This window comes from Pedobacter cryoconitis, from assembly GCF_014200595.1.
GTDB lineage: Bacteria > Bacteroidota > Bacteroidia > Sphingobacteriales > Sphingobacteriaceae > Pedobacter > Pedobacter cryoconitis_C.
This window is the reverse complement of sequence record NZ_JACHCG010000001.1, coordinates 1,991,797-2,016,197: the sequence shown is the minus strand read 5'-3', so window position 1 is coordinate 2,016,197 and position 24,401 is coordinate 1,991,797. Positions and strand designations below refer to the sequence as shown.

At 35.9% G+C, this 24,401-nt stretch carries 20 protein-coding genes, 1 tRNA gene and 1 pseudogene; 12 read left to right on the top strand and 10 right to left on the bottom strand.

Annotated elements, in window-relative coordinates; translation table 11 throughout:
- The first annotated feature begins 42 nt into the window (after nt 1-42).
- Complete coding sequence (locus tag HDE70_RS08335; RefSeq protein WP_183889342.1) at nt 43-1,173, top strand: TlpA disulfide reductase family protein; 1,131 nt, start codon at nt 43-45, stop codon at nt 1,171-1,173.
- A 134-nt stretch (nt 1,174-1,307) separates the two neighbouring features.
- Here HDE70_RS08335 and HDE70_RS08330 read toward each other — a convergent pair whose 3' ends face one another.
- From HDE70_RS08330 to HDE70_RS08320, 3 genes are all read right to left on the bottom strand, one after another.
- Nucleotides 1,308-2,462 (bottom strand): alginate lyase family protein, encoded by a 1,155-nt coding sequence (locus tag HDE70_RS08330; protein ID WP_183889340.1) that lies wholly within the window; start codon nt 2,460-2,462, stop codon nt 1,308-1,310.
- 142 nt (nt 2,463-2,604) lie between these two features.
- On the bottom strand, nt 2,605-3,135 hold the full coding sequence (locus HDE70_RS08325) for a ferritin (RefSeq protein WP_183869676.1): 531 nt from the start codon (nt 3,133-3,135) through the stop codon (nt 2,605-2,607).
- Nucleotides 3,136-3,241: 106 nt separating this feature from the next.
- Nucleotides 3,242-3,607 carry a hypothetical protein gene (locus tag HDE70_RS08320; protein WP_111633874.1) on the bottom strand — a complete coding sequence of 122 codons (366 nt, stop codon included), beginning with the start codon at nt 3,605-3,607 and terminating at the stop codon, nt 3,242-3,244.
- Nucleotides 3,608-3,818: 211 nt separating this feature from the next.
- On the opposite strand from HDE70_RS08320, the gene HDE70_RS08315 reads away from it, so the two are divergent.
- Nucleotides 3,819-4,319: a DinB family protein gene (locus HDE70_RS08315; protein WP_183889338.1), complete on the top strand. Its 501-nt coding sequence runs from the start codon at nt 3,819-3,821 to the stop codon at nt 4,317-4,319.
- 87 nt (nt 4,320-4,406) lie between these two features.
- Here HDE70_RS08315 and HDE70_RS08310 read toward each other — a convergent pair whose 3' ends face one another.
- Entirely contained in the window at nt 4,407-5,309 is a 903-nt protein-coding gene (locus HDE70_RS08310) for a helix-turn-helix domain-containing protein (RefSeq protein WP_183869674.1), read from the bottom strand.
- A 193-nt stretch (nt 5,310-5,502) separates the two neighbouring features.
- Here HDE70_RS08310 and msrB point away from each other — a divergent pair, with 193 nt between their 5' ends.
- Both msrB and HDE70_RS08300 read left to right on the top strand, forming a co-directional pair.
- The gene (gene msrB / locus HDE70_RS08305) at nt 5,503-5,985 is read left to right on the top strand and encodes a peptide-methionine (R)-S-oxide reductase MsrB (RefSeq protein ID WP_183889336.1); all 483 of its coding nucleotides are present in this window, start codon (nt 5,503-5,505) and stop codon (nt 5,983-5,985) included.
- A gap of 105 nt (nt 5,986-6,090) precedes the next feature.
- A tRNA-Ser gene (locus HDE70_RS08300) sits at nt 6,091-6,180 on the top strand.
- Nucleotides 6,181-6,394: 214 nt separating this feature from the next.
- Here HDE70_RS08300 and HDE70_RS08295 read toward each other — a convergent pair.
- Both HDE70_RS08295 and HDE70_RS08290 read right to left on the bottom strand, forming a co-directional pair.
- Entirely contained in the window at nt 6,395-7,627 is a 1,233-nt protein-coding gene (locus HDE70_RS08295) for a glycosyltransferase family A protein (protein WP_183869672.1), read from the bottom strand.
- 47 nt (nt 7,628-7,674) lie between these two features.
- Nucleotides 7,675-8,925, bottom strand: a complete 1,251-nt coding sequence (locus tag HDE70_RS08290) for a hypothetical protein (RefSeq protein WP_183869671.1) — start codon at nt 8,923-8,925, stop codon at nt 7,675-7,677.
- 127 nt (nt 8,926-9,052) lie between these two features.
- Between HDE70_RS08290 and HDE70_RS08285 the strand changes: the two genes are divergently transcribed.
- From HDE70_RS08285 to HDE70_RS08270, 4 genes are all read left to right on the top strand, one after another.
- Nucleotides 9,053-9,259 carry a hypothetical protein gene (locus HDE70_RS08285; RefSeq protein WP_183869670.1) on the top strand — a complete coding sequence of 69 codons (207 nt, stop codon included), beginning with the start codon at nt 9,053-9,055 and terminating at the stop codon, nt 9,257-9,259.
- A 71-nt stretch (nt 9,260-9,330) separates the two neighbouring features.
- Complete coding sequence (gene gwsG, locus HDE70_RS08280) at nt 9,331-10,302, top strand: grasp-with-spasm system ATP-grasp peptide maturase (protein ID WP_183869669.1); 972 nt, start codon at nt 9,331-9,333, stop codon at nt 10,300-10,302.
- 192 nt (nt 10,303-10,494) lie between these two features.
- Entirely contained in the window at nt 10,495-11,535 is a 1,041-nt protein-coding gene (gwsS, locus tag HDE70_RS08275; protein WP_183889334.1) for a grasp-with-spasm system SPASM domain peptide maturase, read from the top strand.
- A gap of 200 nt (nt 11,536-11,735) precedes the next feature.
- The gene (locus tag HDE70_RS08270; RefSeq protein ID WP_183869667.1) at nt 11,736-12,740 is read left to right on the top strand and encodes a DUF6624 domain-containing protein; all 1,005 of its coding nucleotides are present in this window, start codon (nt 11,736-11,738) and stop codon (nt 12,738-12,740) included.
- A 535-nt stretch (nt 12,741-13,275) separates the two neighbouring features.
- Here HDE70_RS08270 and HDE70_RS08265 read toward each other — a convergent pair.
- Both HDE70_RS08265 and HDE70_RS08260 read right to left on the bottom strand, forming a co-directional pair.
- On the bottom strand, nt 13,276-13,485 hold the full coding sequence (locus tag HDE70_RS08265; protein ID WP_260160517.1) for a transposase: 210 nt from the start codon (nt 13,483-13,485) through the stop codon (nt 13,276-13,278).
- Nucleotides 13,486-13,566: 81 nt separating this feature from the next.
- Entirely contained in the window at nt 13,567-14,541 is a 975-nt protein-coding gene (locus HDE70_RS08260) for an alpha/beta fold hydrolase (RefSeq protein ID WP_221302021.1), read from the bottom strand.
- A 1,162-nt stretch (nt 14,542-15,703) separates the two neighbouring features.
- On the opposite strand from HDE70_RS08260, the gene HDE70_RS08255 reads away from it, so the two are divergent.
- Nucleotides 15,704-15,970, top strand: a complete 267-nt coding sequence (locus tag HDE70_RS08255; protein WP_221302020.1) for a hypothetical protein — start codon at nt 15,704-15,706, stop codon at nt 15,968-15,970.
- 363 nt (nt 15,971-16,333) lie between these two features.
- Nucleotides 16,334-16,603 (top strand): annotated as a pseudogene (locus HDE70_RS27480) (nuclear transport factor 2 family protein); the annotation flags it as partial.
- Nucleotides 16,604-16,658: 55 nt separating this feature from the next.
- Here the strand turns inward: HDE70_RS27480 and HDE70_RS08245 are convergent.
- Both HDE70_RS08245 and HDE70_RS08240 read right to left on the bottom strand, forming a co-directional pair.
- On the bottom strand, nt 16,659-19,157 hold the full coding sequence (locus HDE70_RS08245) for a M1 family metallopeptidase (RefSeq protein WP_183889328.1): 2,499 nt from the start codon (nt 19,155-19,157) through the stop codon (nt 16,659-16,661).
- 138 nt (nt 19,158-19,295) lie between these two features.
- The gene (locus tag HDE70_RS08240) at nt 19,296-22,034 is read right to left on the bottom strand and encodes a PAS domain-containing protein (protein WP_183889325.1); all 2,739 of its coding nucleotides are present in this window, start codon (nt 22,032-22,034) and stop codon (nt 19,296-19,298) included.
- A gap of 222 nt (nt 22,035-22,256) precedes the next feature.
- On the opposite strand from HDE70_RS08240, the gene HDE70_RS08235 reads away from it, so the two are divergent.
- Nucleotides 22,257-23,000: an SRPBCC family protein gene (locus HDE70_RS08235; protein ID WP_183869662.1), complete on the top strand. Its 744-nt coding sequence runs from the start codon at nt 22,257-22,259 to the stop codon at nt 22,998-23,000.
- Nucleotides 23,001-23,077: 77 nt separating this feature from the next.
- The gene (locus HDE70_RS08230) at nt 23,078-24,343 is read left to right on the top strand and encodes a TolC family protein (protein ID WP_183889323.1); all 1,266 of its coding nucleotides are present in this window, start codon (nt 23,078-23,080) and stop codon (nt 24,341-24,343) included.
- Nucleotides 24,344-24,401: the final 58 nt, after the last annotated feature.

Sequence of the window (24,401 nt, the reverse complement as noted above, 5' to 3'; positions counted from 1 at the left end):
TTTATTTATCTTTGTGTACCAACCTTATTAAACCAACCAAACATGAAAAAAACTTCTACGCTACTCATCGGAGCCTTGCTCCCGTTCACCTTACTTGCTCAGCAGCCATTCAGCCTCAAAGGAGACGTAAAAGGATTACTACCAGGAGATAAAATTTTTTTGTCTTACAATGCAGACGGAAAAAGTATACTGGATTCTGCAATAGCTGAAAAAGGTATTTTTACTTTCACCGGCAAAATTAAAGATCCCGCCAGAAGTATCCTCTATAAAAAATCTGCAACTAAAGGAATTAGAAGCGATGCTTTGTCATTTTATATCGAACCTGCAAATATTAAAGTGACTGCTATAGACTCTCTGAAACATGCAACAGTAAGCGGTTCTTTGGTTAATGCGGATAACAGTAAACTTAAAGCAAGCTCTAAATCTATTCAGGATCAGCTAAATGTACTTAACGAAGAATATTCAAAATTCACTCCGGAGCAGAAAAATGATAAAGCATTTCTGGAAAGCTTTTCCAACCGTTACGATAAAACCTCAGAAGGCCTGACTCCGATTTACCTGGATTTCGCCCGTAAAAATCCAGGATCTTACATTAGTCTTGTAGTTTTATCTCAATTAGCGACTGATGATAAAGTACAATCAGATGCAGAACAGCTTTATAATGGGCTTTCACCAAAAGTTCGTGAAACCAGTACAGGAAAAAGTATAGCAGGTTTCTTTGAAGCTGCAAAAAAGACAAAAATTGGTCAGCAGGCTTTGGATTTTACACAGAATGATGTGAATGATAAACCTGTGAAGTTATCAGACTTTAAAGGAAAATATGTTTTAGTTGATTTTTGGGCATCATGGTGTGGGCCATGCAGAAGGGAGAACCCAAATGTTGTTGCTGCCTATAACAAATATAAAGACAAAGGATTTACGGTATTAGGAGTTTCCTTAGATCAGCCTGGTAAGAAAGAAGCCTGGTTAAAAGCAATTGAGGATGATAAACTGACCTGGACTCATGTTTCAGATTTGAAATTCTGGGATAATGCAGTTGCAAAACTATATGGTGTCAGATCAATACCTGCTAATTTCCTGGTTGACCCTTCCGGAAAAATCATCGCTAAAGGTTTAAGAGAAGAAGAACTACAAAAGAAACTTGCAGAAATTTTAGATGCAAAATCAAAATAGTTTACCCCCAGTTTTTTCGTCTGAGAGACCTGATAATTATTCAGAAAACAGGGAATAACACTAAAATGAATCAAGAAGGTCTTTAAATAATTCAGGAGCTAAATGATAATTTTATTATTTAGCTCCTGAATTATTTAAAGACCTGTAACTCCAAAATGAGTATAGGTAGTAAAACCTAAAAATGTATTGTCATTCGGTACGCCAAGAGGTGGCTGCAATTCTCTTAAAGTTTTAAGATTTGCCGTTTTATAATAATTATAAGCGATTTCAGTACCAGGAAATACCGGACTATTCACAGTACAGTAATTACAACCTGTAGTACGATCATAAGCTTTTCTCATAAAATCATATCCTTTACTAATCAGATTTGAATTCATCGTCCAAAGTGAATTATCACCCTGAAGCCTTGCAATCTCAGCTGCATAAGCAAAAGCTGTTAACGAATACTGGTAATGTACGCAGTCTTTTCTATCACAAAGTTCAGGTAAAGTTCCGTCTGGATTAATCACAACAGGAAGATAGGTTTTAACAAAATCTAATCCATTCTGATAAACCGTTGTACTATTCAGGAAAACACCAATGGCCATTTTCGCATATCCGGCAGAAGCATCCCAGTTGTTATTATACTTTGGAATTTTATTGATGTAATTGTCTTTCACAAGCGATATAAAGGTTGAAAACTGATTGATATCAGCGTCAGACCAGCCAGCAGACTGTCCATTAACTTTATAATATCTGATAATCTCGGCAGCAGCTACAAAAGTTGGTGTCATCCAGGAAGCTTCCAGATCTGGCTGATTAGCATTTGTGTCCCCATCCAGTAAAGCATAATCCTTGAAATTCCTTGCCCAGCCGTTTAAAATGGCAATTGTTTGTGTTGCATAAGTTGCATTTCCGGTCTTAGCCCAGCGTAAAGCCGTTGCATAAGCTAATTCGGAATCACTTCTAATCTGGTTTTTTGAAGGAGAAGTTGCTCCATTGGATCCAACCACAACTGTTGCAGGAAATGATGTCGGGTATTTATGGCTGTTAATAAAATCAGTTACCTTTTGGTAGGCAGCAGTCCGATCAGCATCACCCCCGTTAGTTTGTGAAGCAATCAGGTCAAGACTTGCCTGCGTATTCAGCAGTGCGGGATGTACAAATGAAACTAATTGAGCTCCATTTACACTGGAATTGCTGACTGGGTTATTTGTACCATCAGCGGCTACAGACTTTTTGCATTGTATCATAAATGCAGTTAGCGTTACCAGGCCAAGACAAATCAGCCAGGATTTAGTTCTGTTCATTTTCATAGTTTTCATTGTTAATAGATGTAGATATTAAACTAAGCCATGAAATAGATAACACATTTAATTATTTGATTTTGGGCATAAAAAAACCGGTTATCATGATGATAACCGGTTTTATATAATTTGTCTTTAGTTCAAACTATGCTTCGCTGTCATAAACAATGCCACCAACATGTTTGTCGATTTGCCATCTGCCAGTGCCTTCTTCGCCGATAACGTCGAACAACTCAAGCGCACGTCTTGCTTTGTATTCTTCTTCACGTTGTTCTTTGAAGAACCAGTTTAAGAATTCAACAGTAATATAATCTTGTTCTTTATGGCAGTTAGCTGCGATATTTTTCAAAGATTGAGTAACACTGATTTCCTGATCTAAAGCTTCTTCGAAAACTTCTCTGAAAGAGTTATATTCTAATTTGATGTTTGATACTTCCGGAGAGATTGCAGTACCGCCCATATCTAAAACATATTTATAGATTTTAAGCTGGTGTTGTCTTTCTTCGTCCGACTGTTTGAAGAAATAGTCAGAGGAGAAATCGTAACCATGTTGGTTACACCATGATGCCATTGCTAAATATGCTGATGAAGATTGAGCTTCTTTTTTTATTTGTTGATTTAAGAGTTTTTCTACTTCAGTAGAAAGCAAACACTTAACGCGGATGATGTCTTTCATATGATTATAAATTAATTATTACCTATATCGTATGACAAAAGTAGTGCTATAAATCAATTTTAGAGCATTTAAAAGAAATATGGAAAGATTCTAAGTCTAAAGAAGCTTAAGCTGTCAGACTATATACCCTATCGTGCAGGATGCGATTAAGTTCAAGCATTACAAACGTACCTTCTATTAATTCTTTGAAGGCGATAATTTCTAATAAGGTTAATACATAACAATGATCACAAGCACAGATAAAGACAATCTCCAGATCAGGTGCTTTATCAGAACTTAGCAGTAAAGCCTCGATATCGATGCCATAAATGGCTTTTCTAAGCTTCATGATCGAACGATAATCGAAACGATTGTTATGACCTGCGAAATTAACGTACCAGCATTTTTGAGAATCCGACTGAGATACAGATCCATTCCTGGTTTGGAATACTTCTAATAATTCAACTGAAGGTGCTACGGCTACGTTTTGCATTAACATTTATGATTATAATACAAAGATTCACATTATTTAGACTTGATACAAATAAATTGTTAAAATAATTTGTAATATTTTTAAATATTCCTGTTTTGTAGACGATAAATGTAAATATTCCTATATTGTTACCACCTAAACTCACGCCATATTTACTGGGCATTACCACCCAATAAGCAATTTGAAAAACACTAATTAAATCCTTACCTCTATGTACCGTAGTATTGAAGATTTCGAAAATGACTGGAAGAATGAAGAGAATAGTACGCTTCAAATATTCCGTAACATTACGAATGAAACTAAATCCATTAAAATCCACGAAAATGTAAGAACATTAGACAGGTTAGCCTGGCACATTACCCAGACTATACCCGAAATGGGATCACATGCTGGTTTGATGACAGAAAATCTGCTTGATGGACTTCCAATACCAGAAAGCTTTGAAGAAATCATAAAGGTCTATCAGGAATACAATACACTACTATTGAAAAGAGTAAAGTCAAAATGGACGGACTCTACCTTAGGCGACAAAGTAGACATGTATGGTCAGGTCTGGACGAAAGGACAAGTATTGTCCGTATTCGTTACTCATCAGACCCATCACCGCGCACAAATGACAGTTGTGATGCGTATGGTAGGCTTGCCTGTTCCGGGTATATATGGCCCTGCTAAAGAAGAATGGGCTGACATGGGTATTCCCGCTATGGATTAAGCCTGTATTCTCTTTTATTTAAAAAGCCTGAACATTTTGATGTGTTCAGGCTTTTTATTTATTATGCTATTTTAGAAACTGTTAAAATCAAACATTTCTAAAATGTCCTGGTGTAAAGGCTGTTTGCTTTTTAAAGAAGTTGTTGAAATGAGCTGCTTCCTCAAAGCCAAGGCAGTAGCCAATTTCAGAAATGTTCCAGTCCGTATGTTTCAATAAAGACTTAGCTTCCGTTAATACACGCTCTGAGATCAGATCTGTGGTGGTTTTACCAGTAGTGACCTTGATAGACCTGTTTAAATGATTTACATGTACTGCCAGTCGTTCTGCGAAGTCTTTAGCAGAACGCAGCGCAAATCTTTGGGAAGGCGTTTCGATAGGAAACTGACGTTCCAATAATTCGGTAAATACAGCAGTTATCCTGGATTGTGCATTTGGATGTTGGTACAGGCTTTCAGAAGGCTCAGATTTTAATGCGTAATGCGTTAATTCAGTCACATAATTACGCAGCAAATCATACTTAAATACGTAATCAGAATTTATTTCCTCCAGCATTTTTTCAAAGATACCGGCAACAAATTGTTCCTGTGTATCATTTAAAAAATAAGCAGGCTTCCCTCCTATACTAAACATTGGCAGTTCATTCAGGCTCCCACGAATTTTTTCTGTAAAGAAAGACTCTGTAAAGATGCAGAAGTAGCCGGTGGTGCTTTCAGAAAGCGCCTGTACTGTATAAGGAACATTGGGATTGAAAAATATTAAGGTAGTGCCTTTAACAACTAAACTTTTATCCGCATAATGATATAAATACTCTCCACGTATCAAGCTCACTTTATAGAAATCCCTGCGGCTGTAGGTAACAGGAGTAGCATTTGGCCCATGACAATCTTCAATACGGAAAACATTAAAATGCCCTACACCATTCTGTAAGGTCTGGGGAACACTATTAAACTTTTGCTGATAAAAGTGTTCTAATGTTTGTGTCTTATCCATAATATGAATTTAAGCAATTTTCTGTACAAATATAGGGGTATCTGGATTGATGAGGATTGCGCTATTCAAACCGTTAATTGCAAAATTCAAACAATTAGACAGAAGATTGAATTGTAGGGATATCATCATAATAGGTGAATAGAAATCCGGGAAACTTCTCTGCCCGTTTATAAGGATATTAAATACATAAGTTATGAAACAGATAGCAAGTATGACAATAATCGTCCTGATGTTCTTAACAGCATGTGGACAGCAGTCAGGAAATGGTGCAAAGCAGAAAAAATACCCGGTTACTAAAACAGAGACAGAGTGGAAAAAGTTACTCAGTCCTGCCGCCTATCAGATCATGGTAGAAAGAGGAACAGAAACACCATACCATAATGCTTACTATAATAACCATGAAAAAGGAATCTATGTCAGTGCTGCTACCGGCGAACCCTTATTCAGCTCCGATGATAAATACGATTCAGGGACAGGATGGCCAAGTTTTACTAAACCCATTAATAGTACAGCTATAGAAGTAGTGAGTGATAATTCACTTGGGATGTCCAGAGATGAGATTGTGGAGGCAAAAACAGGGCTTCACCTGGGGCATGTATTCGACGATGGGCCAAAAGATAAAGGCGGGTTGAGGTATTGTATGAACTCAGGAGCCTTTAAATTCATCAAAAAGTAGGTTTTTGAAGGGTTAATTGCATTTTTTATAATTCATAATGAGGTTGTTAAACAATTAACCAAGGGCATTGTTTGCAGAAATGAACATTATTTGTACTTTTGTCGCGGAGAGTTGGCAGAGTGGTCGATTGCGGCAGTCTTGAAAACTGTTGACTTGTCAAAGGGTCCGCGGGTTCGAATCCCCCACTCTCCGCCAAACAAAAATGCTGCCCGCAGGGTGGCATTTTTTGTTTTAAAGCCAGGTCTGCGCTGAAAGCGCAAGACTGGATTAAAAACAAAAAATTGCCATTGAGCGCAGCGAAAAGCATTTTTGGTTGAAGCCTCCCCCCACAAGGGATCAGCGAGAGCAGCGAGCTAATCCACATTGGAGGATATTCTCAAAGAAGACCTTATTAGAGGTAAACAGGTATTTACAATTTCCTTACTACGAATATCAGTTTTGAACCTTCATACTTTAAACTTGAATTTTCCAGTTTCATGCCCCTCTCTCGTACCTCCTCAAAATCAGAATTCCATGTGCGAGTTAACTTTTTCCTAATACTCGACCCTATCATTGTATCTGGAGATGTTGTAAGCGATCCCGGATGTATTTTTCGTATATAGAAGAACTCATCTACATTTCTTATATTATTCAAAATAAAGAAGCTACTTAGCAAAAATTTAGTATCATTCCCAAAAGTCCTTTCCTCTGATAACTTCCCACAATCGTAGAATGCTTTTCTTGTTATTGCAGAAGCTGGGTGTAGTAGAGAATGCCAAGGGCCTGTTTCCAATGCTCTACTTACATTTATGGGAAATCTAATTGATCGTGCTGTCCTATCGTAATAATCAAGTCTGAGTTCATGGGAACCACATAATTGACAGCCATTTTCTTTCATATAATCTGATATTCTCACAAAACGATCCGCACAAGGAATATCATCAGAGTCTTGGAAAAATACGAGCTCGTTATCGCTTAGGTCAATCAATCTGTTTCGAATCACGTAAGGTCCAACTGGATTAGGTGTGAAACTATAAAATGAAACGTTAGGATAATTCTTTTTGAGTCGAAGTAGGTTTTCAGTTACCTCCTGGTCAATACCGACATATATTTCTGTTCCATCTACATGATTTAAAAAAGATAGGGCATTTCGTAAATATTCATTGTCACCTCTATGGGGAATAACAACATTACAGCTATTTACTGATATAACTTTATCACCTTCAAAAGGGAGTTGCTTTATTAGTATTCCTGTAAATTCAGAATTATCTTTTGATATTTGATCTAACAATTCAAACAAGATATTCGTAAATAAATAAGAGGGGGTATTGAAAAGGCTAGCCAGTCTTTTGAAATACTGAAAATTACAGCTGAAAGAATATACAAATTCATCCTCGCTTGCAGCATAAAGTGGTGGAACTTTTCTAGGTGTAAGAATTACAAAGGTTGTTGGATTTTGATTATAAATTAATTCTAGTGACATGATTAGAGCATCAATATTTAGAATTGAATCCAACAGCCTATTTTCAAATTTCAAAAATAGTAGATAATCATAATCCTCTTCCTCAAATTCAAAACTTAGAATATTTTTAGAATAATGTCTATGCTTGCCATTTTTATTCCAAAGTACAGCACTATAGTCATTATCGTTTATTAACCCCATGATGATATTCTATTATTTACTTGTAGAGATTACTTTCATAAAACTCTTTAAATCAATACGTAAGGGTTATTGTTTAATTTTCTGATTACATGATAATGGCAAATCTGTTTTCTCCTATCATAGCTCAATTGTTCGACCAGCTCAAGTTGGTTTTTAGTAAAAAGCTCATGTTCAGACCATACTTTAATCAGATCATTTCGTAAAAACAGCTCTCTAACTCTTAAAAGACACTCGTTCTTTACAATGACATAATACATTTCAGCATAATCAACCAACAAAAAATGTTTAATCAATCTAATGATAAGTTTATTTGTATCATCACCTAAATAAATAATTGCTGAAACTGAAATCCCATTTAATTTATCCATAATTACATCAATATGTGCATTTTTAAATATTGACATGTAAAATATAAATGAATGATAAAATGGATTACTTTCTAATAAACTCTTTTCTACAGAATCTACGTATATTCCGTATTTTACATTAAAATAATTATTTAGCCAAGCACAAACTATTGGTCCAAAATGATTGTCGTCAACATAACCAGTTGTCTGGAATCCAGCACGGTACTCCGGATGGCATCCTGTAAAGTTTGCTTCGATAACGAAATATTTGTCATTACTTGTTAACCCAATGTCCCAAGCAATTAATGTTCCTTGTAAAATTCCATCGGGTAATTTTTGCAGAATTTCATTTAAAAATTTCTCTACACCGGCATAATCGCTAGACAGTATCTGGCTCTGTACCACATAAGTTAAACAGGGAATAACATCTTTACAAAATGTATGTATTCTAAATTCACATTTAAGATCCAATTTCTTTTGCAACATATAGCTTTCATAATTATTGCTATTGACGTTATGGAGTTTTGATATTTGATCAAATTCTGCTGTTTTATCCCAACTATTTGTAGAAAAGGAAGCATCTCCTAAAGTTGCTTTGAGAAAAAAACCTTCTGAAAATAACTCTTTTATTTGCTGAACTCCCTTAGATTGGTTCAATAATTTAGAGAAACTAAGAGTCTGAGGCATACAACCAGGAATATAATAGTTGAATATTTCATATTGTCTAAATTTATTCTCTGGCCTCCATTTAAACACATGATGTTCATCAATACTTAATTTACGAAGCATAGACCTAACGAAAAGTGCTCCATAATTTCCTGATAGATTAGATGTTAATAATGGATCGGGTTTTAATCTAAATACCTCAGTTTCAGAATTTCTTTTAATCTTTTGATTATTAGAGTTTTCAATTTCAAAAATCACATTTTTAAATTCATCTGATATTATCATATATACGCTATCTGGTAAACTAATTTACACAGAATAGAATATTCTAATAAGGACAATAGTCCCAATATTTCTGACTATTGAACAGGAGTAATACAATTAGGTATATTTATGTATAAATCTGGAAATCATGAAAAAACTTAGAAAACTTCAATTTATCGAGATCATACAAAACGCAATAAACTATATGGGTGGTATTGTAACTAACCCAAATCCCTATGCTACAGTTAAGCCAACCATATTTGTTGGTGAGACTTTCCATGAAGGCGGAGCTTCTACACCTGACAATTTTTCAGATACAGAAACAGTAAATGATTATGAATTAGATCAAGGGTAATTGTGATTAACCATATAATATTCCAATTATCGTAATATTATATGGTTTTATACATTTAAACTGTACAACTTATGACCGTAGTTATAATATCTACTGATGGGGATCAATCCACTTACAATGTGATAGATTGGCTTCATCATTTTAAAATAAAAGTCCATTTAATTGATGATAAGAATAGATTGCATGTAAATTCTGTGCAGCTTTCTAAGAATAATCATCTTAGGTTTGAATATGATAATAAGAAAATAGACCTTATGGAAATACATTCATTCTGGCATAGACGAGGTAATATTTCCATTGCTTTTCCAGCTATTAAGTATCTTGAAGATTTTGATTTTGAAAAACAGTTCGTTAAACATCTAGATCAAGAACAGCGAAAATTAAAAGAATATTTCAATTTTGAATTTAGACAGAAGAAACACCTAGGCAATATATTCCAGACAGATATCAATAAACTAATTGTTCTTGAAAAGGCACAAAGGCTTGGTATTGCTATCCCAGATACTTTAATCACTAGTAATAAGGAAGAATTACTAAATTTTAAATCTAAATATCAAAGCATAATTTGTAAACCATTATCAGATGGCCTAATGGCGCACGATTTGGAAATAGGTATCATCACTTATTATACAAATATAATAAGTGATGATAATTTAAAAATTTTGAATAACACATTTACTGTTTCACTATTCCAAGAGAAAATTGAAAAGAAGTATGAACTTCGGATTTTCTTTATTGATGGCGACTTCTACACTATGGCGATATTTTCGCAAGAGGATACAAAAACATCCGTAGATTTTAGAAAATATAATTACGTTAAACCGAATAGAACAGTTCCATATAATCTTCCGGTTAGTGTTAAAGATATGTTGAAGGTGCTAATGCGGGAATTGAACCTTAATACTGGATCGATTGATATGGCAGTAACTTTAAAAAATGATTATGTATTTTTCGAGATTAATCCAATAGGTCAATTTGGAATGACCTCCTACCCATGCAACTACTATTTAGAAAAAAAAATCGCTAACTACTTATCAAATTAAAATGAATCCATCCAGATTAGAACAATTGAAACAATATATAGAGCAAGACCTTATCATTTACCTCCCTGTTGGATTCCAGAATCTTGAATACAAAAATAGTGATGAAACAGCACCCTCTTTAAAAATTGTGACAGTAGAAAAATTTAATACTGCTCAGTATTGTGTAATTCAACATTATAAACCCATATCGAAATGTCTAACCAGCTTCTAGATAAGAGCCATTTTAAATTATATGCGAATTGTATTCCTGTCAAGGGAGCATCCCGATCTATAATATGTGATATTCAAAGAGGAAGATATAATTTTATCACCAATGACCTCTATGAAATTCTTTCCGAGCAAAGTGATTTATCGATTAATGATATTTTTAGTTTTTATGGTGCTGAAAATAAAGAAATTCTAGAGGAGTATTTCCATTTTTTATCTTCTGAGGAGTATATTTTCTTCTGCGAATTTGAAGAGCTGGGACTCTTCCCTAAATTAGATCTCCATTGGGAAAGCCCTTCGATTATTACAAATGCAATAATTGATGTAGGTATTGATTCTAACCATAATTTCCCTGACATCTTTATTCAACTTGAAGACTTGGGTTGCAAGGCTTTGCAACTTAGATTCTTTACTGAAACTACATTAAATGAAGTATCTGAAATTTTAGCGTTTACGGAATCGAGTTCAATAACATCCTTAGAGGTCATTATCCCTTATCCAATTAAAGTTACAACAAAGCAAGAATATATATCTTTTGCCAGTTCTAACCTAAGACTTAGTTTGGTTATTTTTCATTCTGCTCCACAGAACAGCGTTTTAGAGAATGAGTCCTTACCTTGCACTTATATACTCTTTACTGAAGATCAGATTAATGATGAGTATCATTGTGGTGTAATATCAAAAAGCTATTTTACTTTAAATATTGAATCTTTTAGCGAGGCACAACTATTTAATAGCTGTTTAAATAGAAAAATTTCCATAGATAAATCTGGCAACATCAAAAATTGTCCATCAATGAGCCTTTCATATGGAAATATAAAATTCCAGACTTTAAAGGAGGTTATAAGAATGAAAGAGTTTAAAAAAGTCTGGTCGATTAACAAGAATCAAATAAATATCTGCAAGGATTGTGAATTTCGCTATATCTGTACAGATTGCAGGGCATTTATATCAACAATTGATGTGCTATCAAAACCAGCTAAATGCAATTATAATCCATATTTAGAAACATGGGAAGAGAAATAGTAACTTGTTTCAAATAATAACTCTATTTTGTAAAATTTGATGGTAACTAAATCTATTTAGATTTCATATATCTAAAAATCAATTGATTAACATGTTTTATCGAATTTATTGTAATAATATTTATATAGATTTGAAACTTTATATCTAAATCCAGTTAATAGAAATTCGATTATAGATTATAATAATTGGTGTAATGGAAGATGAAAAGATTAAATATCTATATTTTGATTATTACTTTAGGGACTTTGTTAACAACAAATTCCCTTGCTCAGATATCAAAAGATTATTCTCTTTATATCGATACGGCAAAACAGCTTTTCCAGAAAAAAGAATATATTAAATCAGCTGAATCTTACACAAAGGCTTTTCTCTCAAATCATAATTTAGGGTTTGTAAACGATAGATATAGTGCAGCAAAATCCTGGGCACTAGGTGGAGAAATTGACTCTGCTTATTATCAGCTTGAAAGAAGTTTAAAAGGCAATTATTGTCGATATACAGAGATATCTACAGATACTGCATTTTACAGTTTAAAAATGGATAAAAGATGGAAGAAGATTTTGACCAATGTGAAGATCAATCAGCGAAAAGAAGATAAGTATCTAAGCCTAAAGTTCAAAAATCTCAATAGATCATTAGTTGCAATCTTAGACACAGTAAATCAAGACGATCAGATTCCCAGACTTCAACTTGCTGAAATAGAAAAGAAATACGGATGGTCTTCGACTCAAATGCGCTTAAATCTAGCGCAAATGGCGAAAAACGACTCTATGAACATAAAAAAAATTAAATATATCCTTGATAAATACGGATGGTTGAGCAAAGATGTGGTAGGTGAGCGAGGTAGTGACGCGCTATTCCTCGTTATTCAACATTCTGACCTAGCTACACAATTAAAATATTTACCTCTGCTCAGAACTGCTGTCAAGCAGGGAAAGGCACTATCGTCAAGATTGGCATTACTAGAAGATAGAGTTTCTCTTCGACAAGGGAAAAAGCAAATTTATGGAAGCCAGATTATGCGCAATAATAAAACTGGTAAGTACTATATTCAGCCACTTGTAGATCCTGAAAATGTAGATAAGAGACGTACAAAAGTAGGTTTATCTCCTATTAAAGAATATGTAAGTCAATGGGGTATCAAATGGAGTATTGAACAATATTACAAGGACCTATCTGAGGAATCGGCTGTAGCTATTCAATAAACTCCAAGTCCCGATTTTTCTTTTCTTATTTCTCCTTTTGAGCGCTTTATTCGCCGGGTTAATGCTTAAATCAGGATCATAGATCAGTTGCGTCCATATACAAAATACACCTATTTCTTTTTTACAACCTTCACTACAAAACATGTAACTATAAAACAAATTATATTAAAAAATGGTACTATTTGCCTAATTCCAATATTTGCATATTTTGGAATATACAAGGAATAGCAATTTTGTGTTGTTTTGCTGGTGGCCCAATCAGGTGCCCTAAGAACAAAAAAGATATAAAATACGGGCTAAAGAAATTTAAAATCGGTTTTGGTCGATCCCCCACTCTCCGCCAATAAGGTCTCAAAACCAACAAAAAGCCTGCAAATCATACGATAGCAGGCTTTTTGCATTTCAGAGGTATCCAAAATATGCACCGTTTCCCATCCTGTAGGTGAGCGACTCGGTGAGTAGTTTTGGAAATCGACACGACTCACCGAATTTCGTATATCTATTTGATATACAACCATCCAAACGATAAGGTATACTAAACATCGCGCATCATGTTTTCAATATCAGACACACTCATAGCTTTTGCATACAGCGATACGATTACTTTTTCAACCCCGTCAATCATGTTATGTCGTTTGGGAACAATAATTGGGTTGAATGAACCATCTCGATCCCTGGGGACCTGAATAGCCAGGTCACCTTGATCACTGTGAACTTTTTTCTTCGTGTGATTTACCGGGATCATCCAAGTAGTGAATGTTATACACATTTAATTGCTGTTATTATACACTTCAAACAAGGAAGCGCTACGACGGGATCAATTATTTTATTTTCCTAAAAAAGACTCAAGTTCTGCTACAATTCGTTTAGATTGTGTATGATGTAGATAATGAGAACCAGGCAATAAGATTAGTTTTCCCTTATCCACGCTGTTGGCTTGCGCTTGATGCAGTTCTGTCCAGCCTTTGACAGCTGAGTTTTCGTCTGCAAATAATAAAACCGGTAAATCCTTCGGGAAAGATAATTTTTGAGCATCTTTAAAACTATTACTTAATGAAGTTGCTTCTCTGTGCAAAGTATTGTTTCCGGTTACTTTCATCGTAATCATGTGTTCTTGTTCAAAACGGTGTACTTCTGATTCTTCTTTAGGTTTTTCATTTCCAAAAAACTTTAAAAATGCACGCATTACACCTGCTTTGGCTAAAAAATCCATAGGTGCCGAATTATAACCCGGCCAAGGTTGTGTTGGCACACTGGTATCAATACCTACAAATGCGATTGCTTTACCTGGATAATTGTTAATGTATGCTAAGCTGTAAAGCCCAGCAATGGAATGCCCCATTAATATAAAACGATTAAGATTTAATTGTTTCACAACTTCATGGATTTCTTCCGACATATTATTCAAACTGCGTTCACGATTTGTTTCACTACTCAATCCATAACCAAAAGGTTCAATCGTGATCACTGTATACTTTTTGTCTAATTCTCTGATTAATGGTTCAAAATCTAATCTTGGGCTTGCTGTTCCAAATCCGGTGAGTAACACAATCGTGTCTGGATCATGGCCATCTATTGTAATATTCATTGTACCGTCAAAAATTTTTATTTTTTGACCATAATCTTCAATTTTATCAGCTTCGATGCTTGAATTGACTTGATGAATCAGGAATGTCGTGATGAGTAGGATAGCGATTATGGCTACAATTCCTATGATTGTTTTTAAAAATATTTTTGGTATTCTCATTATGAGCGAAGGACGGTTTTTAACCATTTTTTTAATTTCGGTATTATCTTGCAAGATTACAGCTTCAATATTTAATCACTTGGGCATTTCGGAATATTGATGCCAGTGTTTTCGGTCAACCTATGCCAATTATAAGATCATACAAATTTATAAAAAATACTGCGATTATTCCTGCTCTTAGTTCTTGCGCTTTCATTGCTACCACTTAATAAAAATTTCTGTAAATTTGTATTCGTTTAATACTGTGCTTATGACAGATCTCGGCGATAGAATTCTCTGCACGTAGCGCTTCCATCACAATCAAAATTTCTATTCTGCAGTGAAGATTCATCGGGTACTGCGACGTACATCCTTGATAAAATTTTCGGGGATTGTTTTTTTAGGTCTTCCCAGAATGATTAAAGTTAATTTTTTTTAGGAAAACACTCTATTAGTTTTTAATGAATTATGTCCGAAAGACAAACTTTCTGAGCACGAAATTTCTGCGACCTATCATGTTGGAGAAGATTTTGTTTTAAAACATTTATACCTAAATTTATTATACAGCATTTGCAGCTATAAAAGATATTAAGATCGGTGAGTGATTCGGTGAGTCACCAATCTCTACCCCTCGACACAATACTTTAAAGCGGGATTTTAAGTTAGTGAAGCCTCCCCCAAAAGAGATCAGCGAGAGCAGCGAGCTAATCCCGGATCAAGTCATCAACTTGTGGAGCAGGCTCTTTTTTAAGCATAAATTTTTGACACGCTAAACAGAAAGTCTTTGAGATCACGGATGCTCTTATGCCTCTGGAAGTTGCGCTGAAAGCTTTTAATTTGCATGGGAATGACTCAGCCGAAACAAGGCCGGGCTATTAGTAAATAAATTCAAAATAGCTAAATAATAACTCTATATCGGCCGGGTACTGTCCGAGTACTGCCCGAGTACTCGTTAGGGTAAGAGCAATGCTAAAGTAACGTGAGTCCATGGCAAGTCCAAGTCAAAACAACTAGTTGAAATGACTTAGAGTAAGTATGCTTAAAGCCTGTTCTCAATCTGGTGTCATCCCGACCACCACTCAGGCACAACCAGGTCATAACCGGATGAAGATTAATGAAATTATAATTTCCCCTTTGACTAACCTACGGACAACTGCGGACAATTGCAGACAGCTGCGGACAATTGCGGACATTTTTTACGCATCAGGATAATCTTTAACGCTAATAGCTTACATTGGTGGAAAAGCATTTATTTATTATGGGAAGTTTAAGGGGTAAATTTGTAAAGGGAATCCTGGGCGATTTCATTTTTAAAGCAGCAGTTTGGAGTACAGGTTGTTTCAAAAGTTCTGTACTGGGCACAATGAAACAATCAATGGAAACCGAAAGGCATCAGAGAACTTTCGTAAAAGTTGCAAGCCTGGAAAAATCAGGATCTTTCCTCCCCCTAAGAATTCCGCTGAAGCGTTGGCCGATCTCTTATCAAAGTAATCAGGGTGTTTAATAATGATAAATTGAACTATAAAATCAGGAAGTAATTGGCTTATTAAAGAATCGTAACCATCTGCTTTGACTAAGAAAATATCAAACCTAAAACTTGAAATTTAATCCCTAATCCACAAGCTTATGACTTGATCCCTCAGAGGCCATATTAAAAACAAAAAATTGCCATTGAGCAAAGCGAAAAGCATTTTTGATTGAAGCCTCAAAAGGGATTAGCGAGAGTAACGAGCTAATCCATATTGGAGGATAGACTCTGAGTTAGTTGAAATTTCAAATTAGCCATCCAATAGATAAATGAACTTCTGAACACATATGCTAAATTAACCAAATGAACAAAAGGTAAGATAATCTTCATAATCGGACTGGCAGAAGGTCAAAACGCTCAGAAGTAGCGGAGTACCTGAATATTATGTGGCCATATTATGAAGTTGAAAAAAGCAAGGTCGAAATTGAGAAAATTTTCATAGATGGAGATGAGGCCGTAATATTAGGTTCCTTTTCTCATGTCATAGCAAGTACCGGAAGACATTTCAAAACACCTATAGCAATGCATCTGGCAATTGCAGATGGCAAAATCTACAAAATGCATTTACATGAAGATACATTTCTTGTTGACAATGCCTTTAATCATTAGCTCTGAATTTATTAAATGGGATTTGAGATAAGAACTCAAATCCCATTACTAAACCTTATTTTGCCTCTTTGATCTCCTTGATCGCGCCTTCAATAAACTGAACAGAAGCATCGTCATTCAATTTCTTCCTGCCTTCTTTAACACGGTTCAGATCTTCAATCGCTTTATCTCCAAAACCATATTCCTTCAGTCTTATTCCAAAATTCTTAACAACCGTAACACCTTGCTGCGTATACTCAGGATTTTTCAACTTTGCAAGCATACCCGTAAAATCCTTCATCATTGCGATCTTGCTCCGTGAATTTGCCTCTTGAAAATTCTTATAGACATATTCCCATTCCGTATCCTGTCCATACTTGCCATAAACACCAATGATAGCTGAAACTAAACGATCAGTACTCCCTTTTTCATAAGTTTTAGCCATTTTTAAACCTTCCGCATGGTCTACATCAGCAAATGCACTCAACGAAGCACCCATAACAGCAAAAGACTGATTTTTCAACTCAGACCTGAAAAGTTCCAATTGTTGCGGCGCAATCTTAGCATTACCAATTAACTGAATAGCTGCTGCTTTAACCAGGTTATTTTCATCACTCTTAGCCAGCTTTAAGATAACAGGAAGAGCCGCTTCGTTCAAACTATTATTCTCAGGATCTATACTATTCAGCGCTTTCAAGCGCAATCCATAATACTTATCCTGTAACGCAAGCACTAATATTTTCTGCGCAGCTTCCTCTTTTTTATTCGCTACAGCTGCATTAATAGCCTCATACCTGTCCATATATAACGGAGCATTCTGGTACTGAAATAAAAACTCCTCTATACTTTTATGATCAGTTTTCTGACTAAGTGTATTCTTGTCTGCATCAACGTTAACCAATTGCGGTTTAGCAGAAAGCTGATAACTCAAAGTATCAGACTTACTATTCATCCAGATCATATGACGTTCCTTTTTGCCACCCATATACACATCAATAGACAAAGGCAGAATAAAAGCTTTCCCCTGCTGGGTCTGGTTCAAATAAACAGTTTGTGTCTTCCCGTCCCATTTATAACTAATATCTAAGAAAGGATGTCCTGCACCAAAATACCACTGGTTAAAGAACCAGTTCAAATCCTTGCCACTGGCTTCTTCCATAGCTAATCTCAACTGCTGAGTCTCCCCTGTTTTAAAAGCATTAGTTTTAAGGTATATATTCAATCCTTTATAGAAAGCCTGACCCCCTAAATATTGACGCAGCATGTTTAAAATACGGCCACCTTTCTGATAACTTACCGGATCAAAAACATCTTCGATTTTACGGTAATAAAAACGGACTAAATCCTTATCCGCATATTCAGGATTATCCAGATATAACTCAAGATCTGCATTGTTGTGATCATCAGCAACATCCTGTCCATATTTATGCTCCGCCCAAAGGACCTCACTAAAATTAGCGAAAGACTCACCAACTGTAATATGACTCCAGCTTTTTGCGGTTACATAGTCGCCAAACCACTGGTGAAATAGTTCATGCGCAATCGTACTTCTTCCTGCATCATAATAACGGTCTGCCAGTTCACGTGTCGTCCCCTGGATATAAGTACCATGCAAAGTTGCTGTCGTATTTTCCATGGCCCCACTGATGTAATCACGTACTACAATCTGCGAATATTTATTCCATGGATAATCAACGCCCAGCGTTTTCGAAAAGAAATCCATCATTTCAGGCGTATCGCCAAAAATTTCTTTCGCGTAAGGGGCATACTTAGGTTCCAGATAATAATTCACCTCTTTGCCCCGCCATTTATCATGGTAAATTTTAAAATCACCAACAGCCATCATGAACAGATAAGGAGAATGCGGTAATTCCATTTTCCAGGTATCAGTTCTTGTACCATCAGCGTTCTTTTTCTGAGATGCCAGTCTGCCATTAGATAAGGTAACATATTTTGCAGGCACTGTCATATTAATTTCATCAGTAGTCTTCTGACCGGGCTTATCGATTGTAGGGAACCATGCAGAAGAATTTTCAGGTTCACCATCTGTCCAGATCTGTACAGGCTTATCTTTTACGGTACTGTCAGGATTGATAAAATAAAGACCTTTCGACTCAGAGGTAGCAAGGTCTTTCCCCGGCTTAGGCTCATCCGGTTTAGCTGTATACTCAATATAAAGTGTGTAATTTTCAGTATTCTTATAAACCTTATCCAGGTTTATAGCTAGTGAAAGCTGGTCATACTTATAATCTAAAGGAACATTTTTTCCATTTTTCACAATGGCTACTGTCTTAATATCCATTCCTTTTGCATCCAGTCTCAAAGTATCAGTTGGATAGAAATGCGGTTTAATGGTCACCCATTCTTTGCCATACAAATGGCGCTTTTTATAGTCGAAACTAACATCCAGTCTGGTATGGATAAGATCGTTAATTCTGACAGGTGTTTCCCTGTAAATTCTCATTAACGGATCTTCCGGTTTTGTTTGTGCATTTGCCTTATCTGTAGCCGAGACCCCTATAAAAAGAAGGAGGCCAGCTACTGTCCATAGACAACATTTTTGGTCAATTTTCATGTGTGTGGTTTAGAAAAAACGATCGCAAATGTAGGCGGTGCAAGCAATAACTGCAAACAATTCCTACTCCTGAAAGCTATCTTTTTCGCTACACAATTAACCTGTATAACTACTTAATATTCTGCACATTTACGGGCATTAGTTTTCACTCATAGAAACACTATTTCCAAGTTCTGCTCTTTTAGGAATTAACGGAAGCCTGAAATGAAAGGTTGACCCTTTTCCAAGTTCACTCTCTATTCCGACTTCACCACTATGTCTTTTTAAGATTTCAGAAGAGATAAATAAGCCAAGCCCTAAACCTTCAAATCGCATCGCTGTACTATCTACCCTAAAATACCTGTCAAATAACCTATTGATATGTGAAGGGGCTATACCAATACCAAAATCTTTGATAGACACTGAAACATGGTCATGCTCCAAACTACTATTAACCATTACAAATTTTCCATCAGGAGAGTATTTAACCGCATTGGTCAGAAAATTATTGATCACCTGTTCCAGCCGGAACTGATCTCCGGTAAATTCAAAATCACAACAAGTCTCCAGGATAATCTGATGAGAAGGAAATATATGCTGCGCACTTTCTACAGTATCAGTTAATAGTTTTTTAAAACTGAACGGTGCCATATTATACTCAATCTTACCCGCGTTTAATTTGGTCACATCAAGCAGATCGGCAATCAGTTTCTCCAGCCTGGTAATATTATCAGAACATTTGATCACAAACCCATTTAACCTGTCCTGATCTTTAGTCCTTAAAATCAGTTGATTAAAAGCCTTTATGCTCGTTAATGGAGTTTTTAATTCATGACTGGCAATTGATATAAATTCGTCCTTTAGCTGCTCATTAGTTTTTTGCAGATGTATATCTGTATTTGTACCAATCCATAAAGTGATGCTGCCATTTTCTATCAAAGGAAGCGCCCTTGCCAGATGCCATCTATAAGTTCCATCACTAAATAACAAACGGAATTCTACTAAATACTCTTTCCCATTTTTCAGTGCCTCTGTCCAGTTAGCCAAAGCCGCCGGTAAATCATCAGCATGAATAAATTTCTGCCATCCATGACCAATAATCTCTTCATTTTCATAACCAAAATCAGTGCATACCCGTTCATTTAAATAATTCAGAGCACCATCATGCGTCGCTGTCCACACTTGCTGCGGGATAGAATTCAATAGAAATTTAAAACGGTTTTCACTCGCTCTGATCTTTAAAACCATTTGTTCTAATTGATCCTGAGTAGCCAGTAATTCTTCATTTGTACTCAGTACTTCTTCATGAGAAGCGGCTATTTCCTCGTTAGTTGCTGCTAATTCTTCCATTGAGGCCTGGAGCTCCTCATTTGTTGCAGCCAGTTCTTCCGAAGAAGCTTGTAGTTCCTCTACAGTTGCGGCTAATTCTTCTGTCGAAGCCTGAAGTTCTTCATTTGTTGCAGCCACTTCTTCCAGTGAAGCCTGAAGTTTAACTTCACTCCTTTCCAGCAACTGCCTTGCTGTCACTGTAGCCGTAATATCAATAACTGTGGCTAAAATTGATTCTACCTGTCCATTTTTGTTCTTCAAAGGATCATAAGAAAAGTTAACATAAATTTCCTTAACAGATTCATCTGGCAGTACAATTTTTACCGGTACTTCTGGCATAGCCACACGGATCCCGGAATCAAATACATCCATTAATAATTGTGGAAACTGCTGCCCTTCCAGTTCCGGAAATGCTTCAATCAGTCTCTTGCCCAATATCTCTTCTTTCTGGCGATGCCAGGTATCGGCAAGCATGGCATGGTTCGCCTGTTCAATGATCAAATCTTTACCATTAAATAAAGCCATTGCGACCGGCGTGGTCATGATCATCTCATTTAACCTGTGCCTTCCTTCTTCGATGATAACTTTTGACTTAACCTTTTCTGTAACATCGGTTGCAATAATGATGACCTTTTCAGTTTGACCCGATTCATCTGTTAAGTGTTTACAAATAAAGTCTGTATAAATTTCTTCTTTCCTGCCATCAATTTCCACAGTTCCTCTAACTTCGTTCCCCACATAAGGCTTACCACTAGCCATTACTTTGGCTAATGACGAGAAAAAAGAGAGTTCATATAATTCAGAGATAGCTGTATAAAGAGTTTTACCTATAATTTCACTTGATTTAGCCCAGGTATTCAGCAAATATTGGTTAGCAGATTCAACGATAAGATCAGGCCCATTTAACACTCCAATAGCCACCGGGGCATCATTGATCAGATAGCGCAGATTATTTTCACTTCTGGCCAGACTTTTTGTCCTTTCTACTACGCGGTCCTCTAACACAGCATTTAGCTTATACAGGTCCTGCTGGCTATTGTTTAATTCTTCATTAATCGCATGTAACTCTTCATATGCCGCAGATACCTTTTCATTTGCAGCAGTCAATTTTTCATTTAAAGTCTGTTCATTTTCTAGATTGACAAGCAATTGCTTCTCATTCTCCATGGCCTGTAATCCTAAAACACGCTCTGTTACATCAGTCGCATAATGTAAAATACAATAATTCTCTCCCTTGTCATTTTTTACCGCTTTATATTCGTAATCATAATAAGTTGTTTTCAAAACACCATCTGATTCCAAAACTGCGGGCACACCTTTTCCTGTATTAGTTACACCAGTTTTTAAGACGGTCCTTAGCAGATCAATGTAAGGTTGACCTTGTAATTCCGGGACCGCCTGTGCTAATGGCAAACCAATAATAGATCTGTCTTTCCCCCAAAAACGAATCATAGCATCCGTGGCTGCTTCGATAATTAAATTGTCGGTGGTGTATATTGCAGTGGCAATATGCGATGTAGAAAATATATCAAGAAGTTGATTACAGCTCAACAAGGTTGTTTTATTCATCAGAATTAAAAAGAAGCGCTAAAATAGATTTATTTTTAGAAACGTGTAAATTTAATTACTTCACCTGTTAAAACACAAGAGTAAAAATTTATTTCAGAAATCAACAAGCCTTATTCACTCAGTTTGAACTATGGTTATTACAGCGGATGTTCTGAGAAATAATTTTTCATAATCTTTAAACCAAAGTGGGCCCGCTTTGTTCTGTACTACAAAACAGGACATATGAAAAACGAAATAAGCACTCAAATCATCGATAAATTAACAGCTTTTGGCCTTCAGCCGACAGGAAAAGAAAACATAGACCAGGGCGAAAGAATTGTCTCGCTGATTGCCGGAACATGGCTGGTCTATAAAAGTATAAAGAAAATGGGAAAACATCCATTTCTGGGAATTCAGGGTGCAGCAGCAGGCGGACTAATGCTTTATCGTGGCGCTACGGGATTCTGTCCAGTTTACAAGCAGCTGAATAAAGATACTACTGACCCACAAGCAATTAATATTACTGAGCAGATTACTGTCAATGCACCAAAAGAAGAAGTATATGCTTTTTGGCGTGACCTTTCCAACCTGCCAAAATTTATGAAACACCTCAAAAATGTTGAAGAAATAAGTGATAAGGTATCCTTATGGGAGGCTAATACACCGGGTGGTTTGCTTGACCTGACCTGGAACGCAGAGATTACCCGTGAAGAAGAAGGCGTATATCTGGGCTGGCAATCTCTTGAAGGATCTATGATCGACAACGCAGGTAAAATAGAATTTAAAGACTCCTTAAACGGTACAGGTACTGAGATTCAAATTGAGATCGATTACTTCTCCCCCGCAGGTAGTGTAGGCAGAGGTATCACGTCTTTGTTTAATGGAATATTTGAACGTATGATCCGTCAGGACATCCAGAATTTCAAAGCCTATGCAGAGGCCGCCGACTTCAGAGCTTATGCAGGGCTTTCGGAACAGAATAGCTAAACAACGGACATAATTAAAATAAAAGGTCTCCCCACAACGGAGGCCTTTTATTTTAAAACTTAGCAAAAGAATTCTACATGAGAACAACTTATACCACTTTATTGGTTTTATTCCTGAATATTACGTCCTTTCAGGCCAGTGCGCAATTGGATACGCTGAAGATTACTTTTCCTGATGCTGAAAAAACATTTTTAGAAAATAATATCGGCCTGATTGCACAGAAATATAATGTTCAGGTTTCAAAAGCGCTGATAAAACAAGCAAAGCTTTGGGATAATCCATATTTAGCGACAGATCAAAATCTATATGATAATACCCGCAAATTTTTCAATCATACAGATGGGAATGGAGAAATATATCTTGTAGTTAGCCAGGTAATTAAAACTGCTGGAAAACGAGGAAAAGAAATTGAACTCGCTAAAGATCAGGCAGAAATTCAGGAGGCTCTTTTTAATGATTTAATGCGCAATTTACATTATAACCTGCAACTGGATTTTGCACAGCTTGCGAACCTGAATGATCAGGCGAAAGTTTACCAGAATGAGCTCACCGCGGGTAATCAGTTAATTACCAAAATTGAACATACCTATAAAACTGATAAGACAAAATTCAAAGATTACATCCGCTTAAAAGCACTGCTTTTTGGTTTAGAAAATGATAAAATAGAAAATAGCAGGCAGATCAACGCTTTAGAAACTGAACTTAAGGTATTGCTTCGTACAAAATCTACAGCCTTCATTGCCCCCGTTATCAAACAATCCAAAACAGAAATGATAAAATTAGACCTCAATAATCTAATCAATCAGGCAAAAATTCACAGAGCGGATTATCATTCTTCCGATCTGGCCTTTAGTTATGCTAAACATAACCTTGAATATCAAAAGGCCTTAGCTATACCTAACATTACCTTCGGTGTAGATTATGACCATACAAACAGTTATTCTAAAGATTATTTTGGCATGCAAGTTGGATTTCAATTGCCTTTCTTTAATCGGAACCAGGGCAATATCCGCTCTGCCCGTTATGCTATACAAAACAAAGAAAGCGTACTTAAAGAAAACGAATTAAGACTGGAAAATGCTGTTGTATCAACCTTTCAGCAATATGAGATTAGTAAAAATGTTCTATCTTCCAAACACACAGAGTTTAATGAGCAATACGATCAGCTATTTAAAAGCTTGCTTCATGATTATGAAAGCGGAAAAATAGGGCTGGTTGAATTTGTAGATTTCTTTGACTCTTATAAGGACACCAAACTCAAACTTTTGCAACAAGAGTTCAGTCTTCAAAAAGCCATTGCTGATTTAAACTATACCGTAGGCACAACCGTCATTAAACCATAATTATAACAAATCCTTAACACAACCCCACCACCAACCAACCATTAAACTCTCTAATTTT

Bases quoted from the DNA above. Each gene is read 5' to 3' on its own strand.
- HDE70_RS08335 (WP_183889342.1), top strand. From the start codon at position 43: ATGAAAAAAACTTCTACGCTACTCATCGGAGCCTTGCTCCCGTTCACC.
- HDE70_RS08330 (WP_183889340.1), bottom strand. From the start codon at position 2,462: ATGAACAGAACTAAATCCTGGCTGATTTGTCTTGGCCTGGTAACGCTA.
- HDE70_RS08325 (WP_183869676.1), bottom strand. From the start codon at position 3,135: ATGAAAGACATCATCCGCGTTAAGTGTTTGCTTTCTACTGAAGTAGAA.
- HDE70_RS08320 (WP_111633874.1), bottom strand. From the start codon at position 3,607: ATGCAAAACGTAGCCGTAGCACCTTCAGTTGAATTATTAGAAGTATTC.
- HDE70_RS08315 (WP_183889338.1), top strand. From the start codon at position 3,819: ATGTACCGTAGTATTGAAGATTTCGAAAATGACTGGAAGAATGAAGAG.
- HDE70_RS08310 (WP_183869674.1), bottom strand. From the start codon at position 5,309: ATGGATAAGACACAAACATTAGAACACTTTTATCAGCAAAAGTTTAAT.
- msrB (WP_183889336.1), top strand. From the start codon at position 5,503: ATGAAACAGATAGCAAGTATGACAATAATCGTCCTGATGTTCTTAACA.
- HDE70_RS08295 (WP_183869672.1), bottom strand. From the start codon at position 7,627: ATGGGGTTAATAAACGATAATGACTATAGTGCTGTACTTTGGAATAAA.
- HDE70_RS08290 (WP_183869671.1), bottom strand. From the start codon at position 8,925: ATGATAATATCAGATGAATTTAAAAATGTGATTTTTGAAATTGAAAAC.
- HDE70_RS08285 (WP_183869670.1), top strand. From the start codon at position 9,053: ATGAAAAAACTTAGAAAACTTCAATTTATCGAGATCATACAAAACGCA.
- gwsG (WP_183869669.1), top strand. From the start codon at position 9,331: ATGACCGTAGTTATAATATCTACTGATGGGGATCAATCCACTTACAAT.
- gwsS (WP_183889334.1), top strand. From the start codon at position 10,495: ATGTCTAACCAGCTTCTAGATAAGAGCCATTTTAAATTATATGCGAAT.
- HDE70_RS08270 (WP_183869667.1), top strand. From the start codon at position 11,736: ATGAAAAGATTAAATATCTATATTTTGATTATTACTTTAGGGACTTTG.
- HDE70_RS08265 (WP_260160517.1), bottom strand. From the start codon at position 13,485: ATGATCCCGGTAAATCACACGAAGAAAAAAGTTCACAGTGATCAAGGT.
- HDE70_RS08245 (WP_183889328.1), bottom strand. From the start codon at position 19,157: ATGAAAATTGACCAAAAATGTTGTCTATGGACAGTAGCTGGCCTCCTT.
- HDE70_RS08240 (WP_183889325.1), bottom strand. From the start codon at position 22,034: ATGAATAAAACAACCTTGTTGAGCTGTAATCAACTTCTTGATATATTT.
- HDE70_RS08235 (WP_183869662.1), top strand. From the start codon at position 22,257: ATGAAAAACGAAATAAGCACTCAAATCATCGATAAATTAACAGCTTTT.
- HDE70_RS08230 (WP_183889323.1), top strand. From the start codon at position 23,078: ATGAGAACAACTTATACCACTTTATTGGTTTTATTCCTGAATATTACG.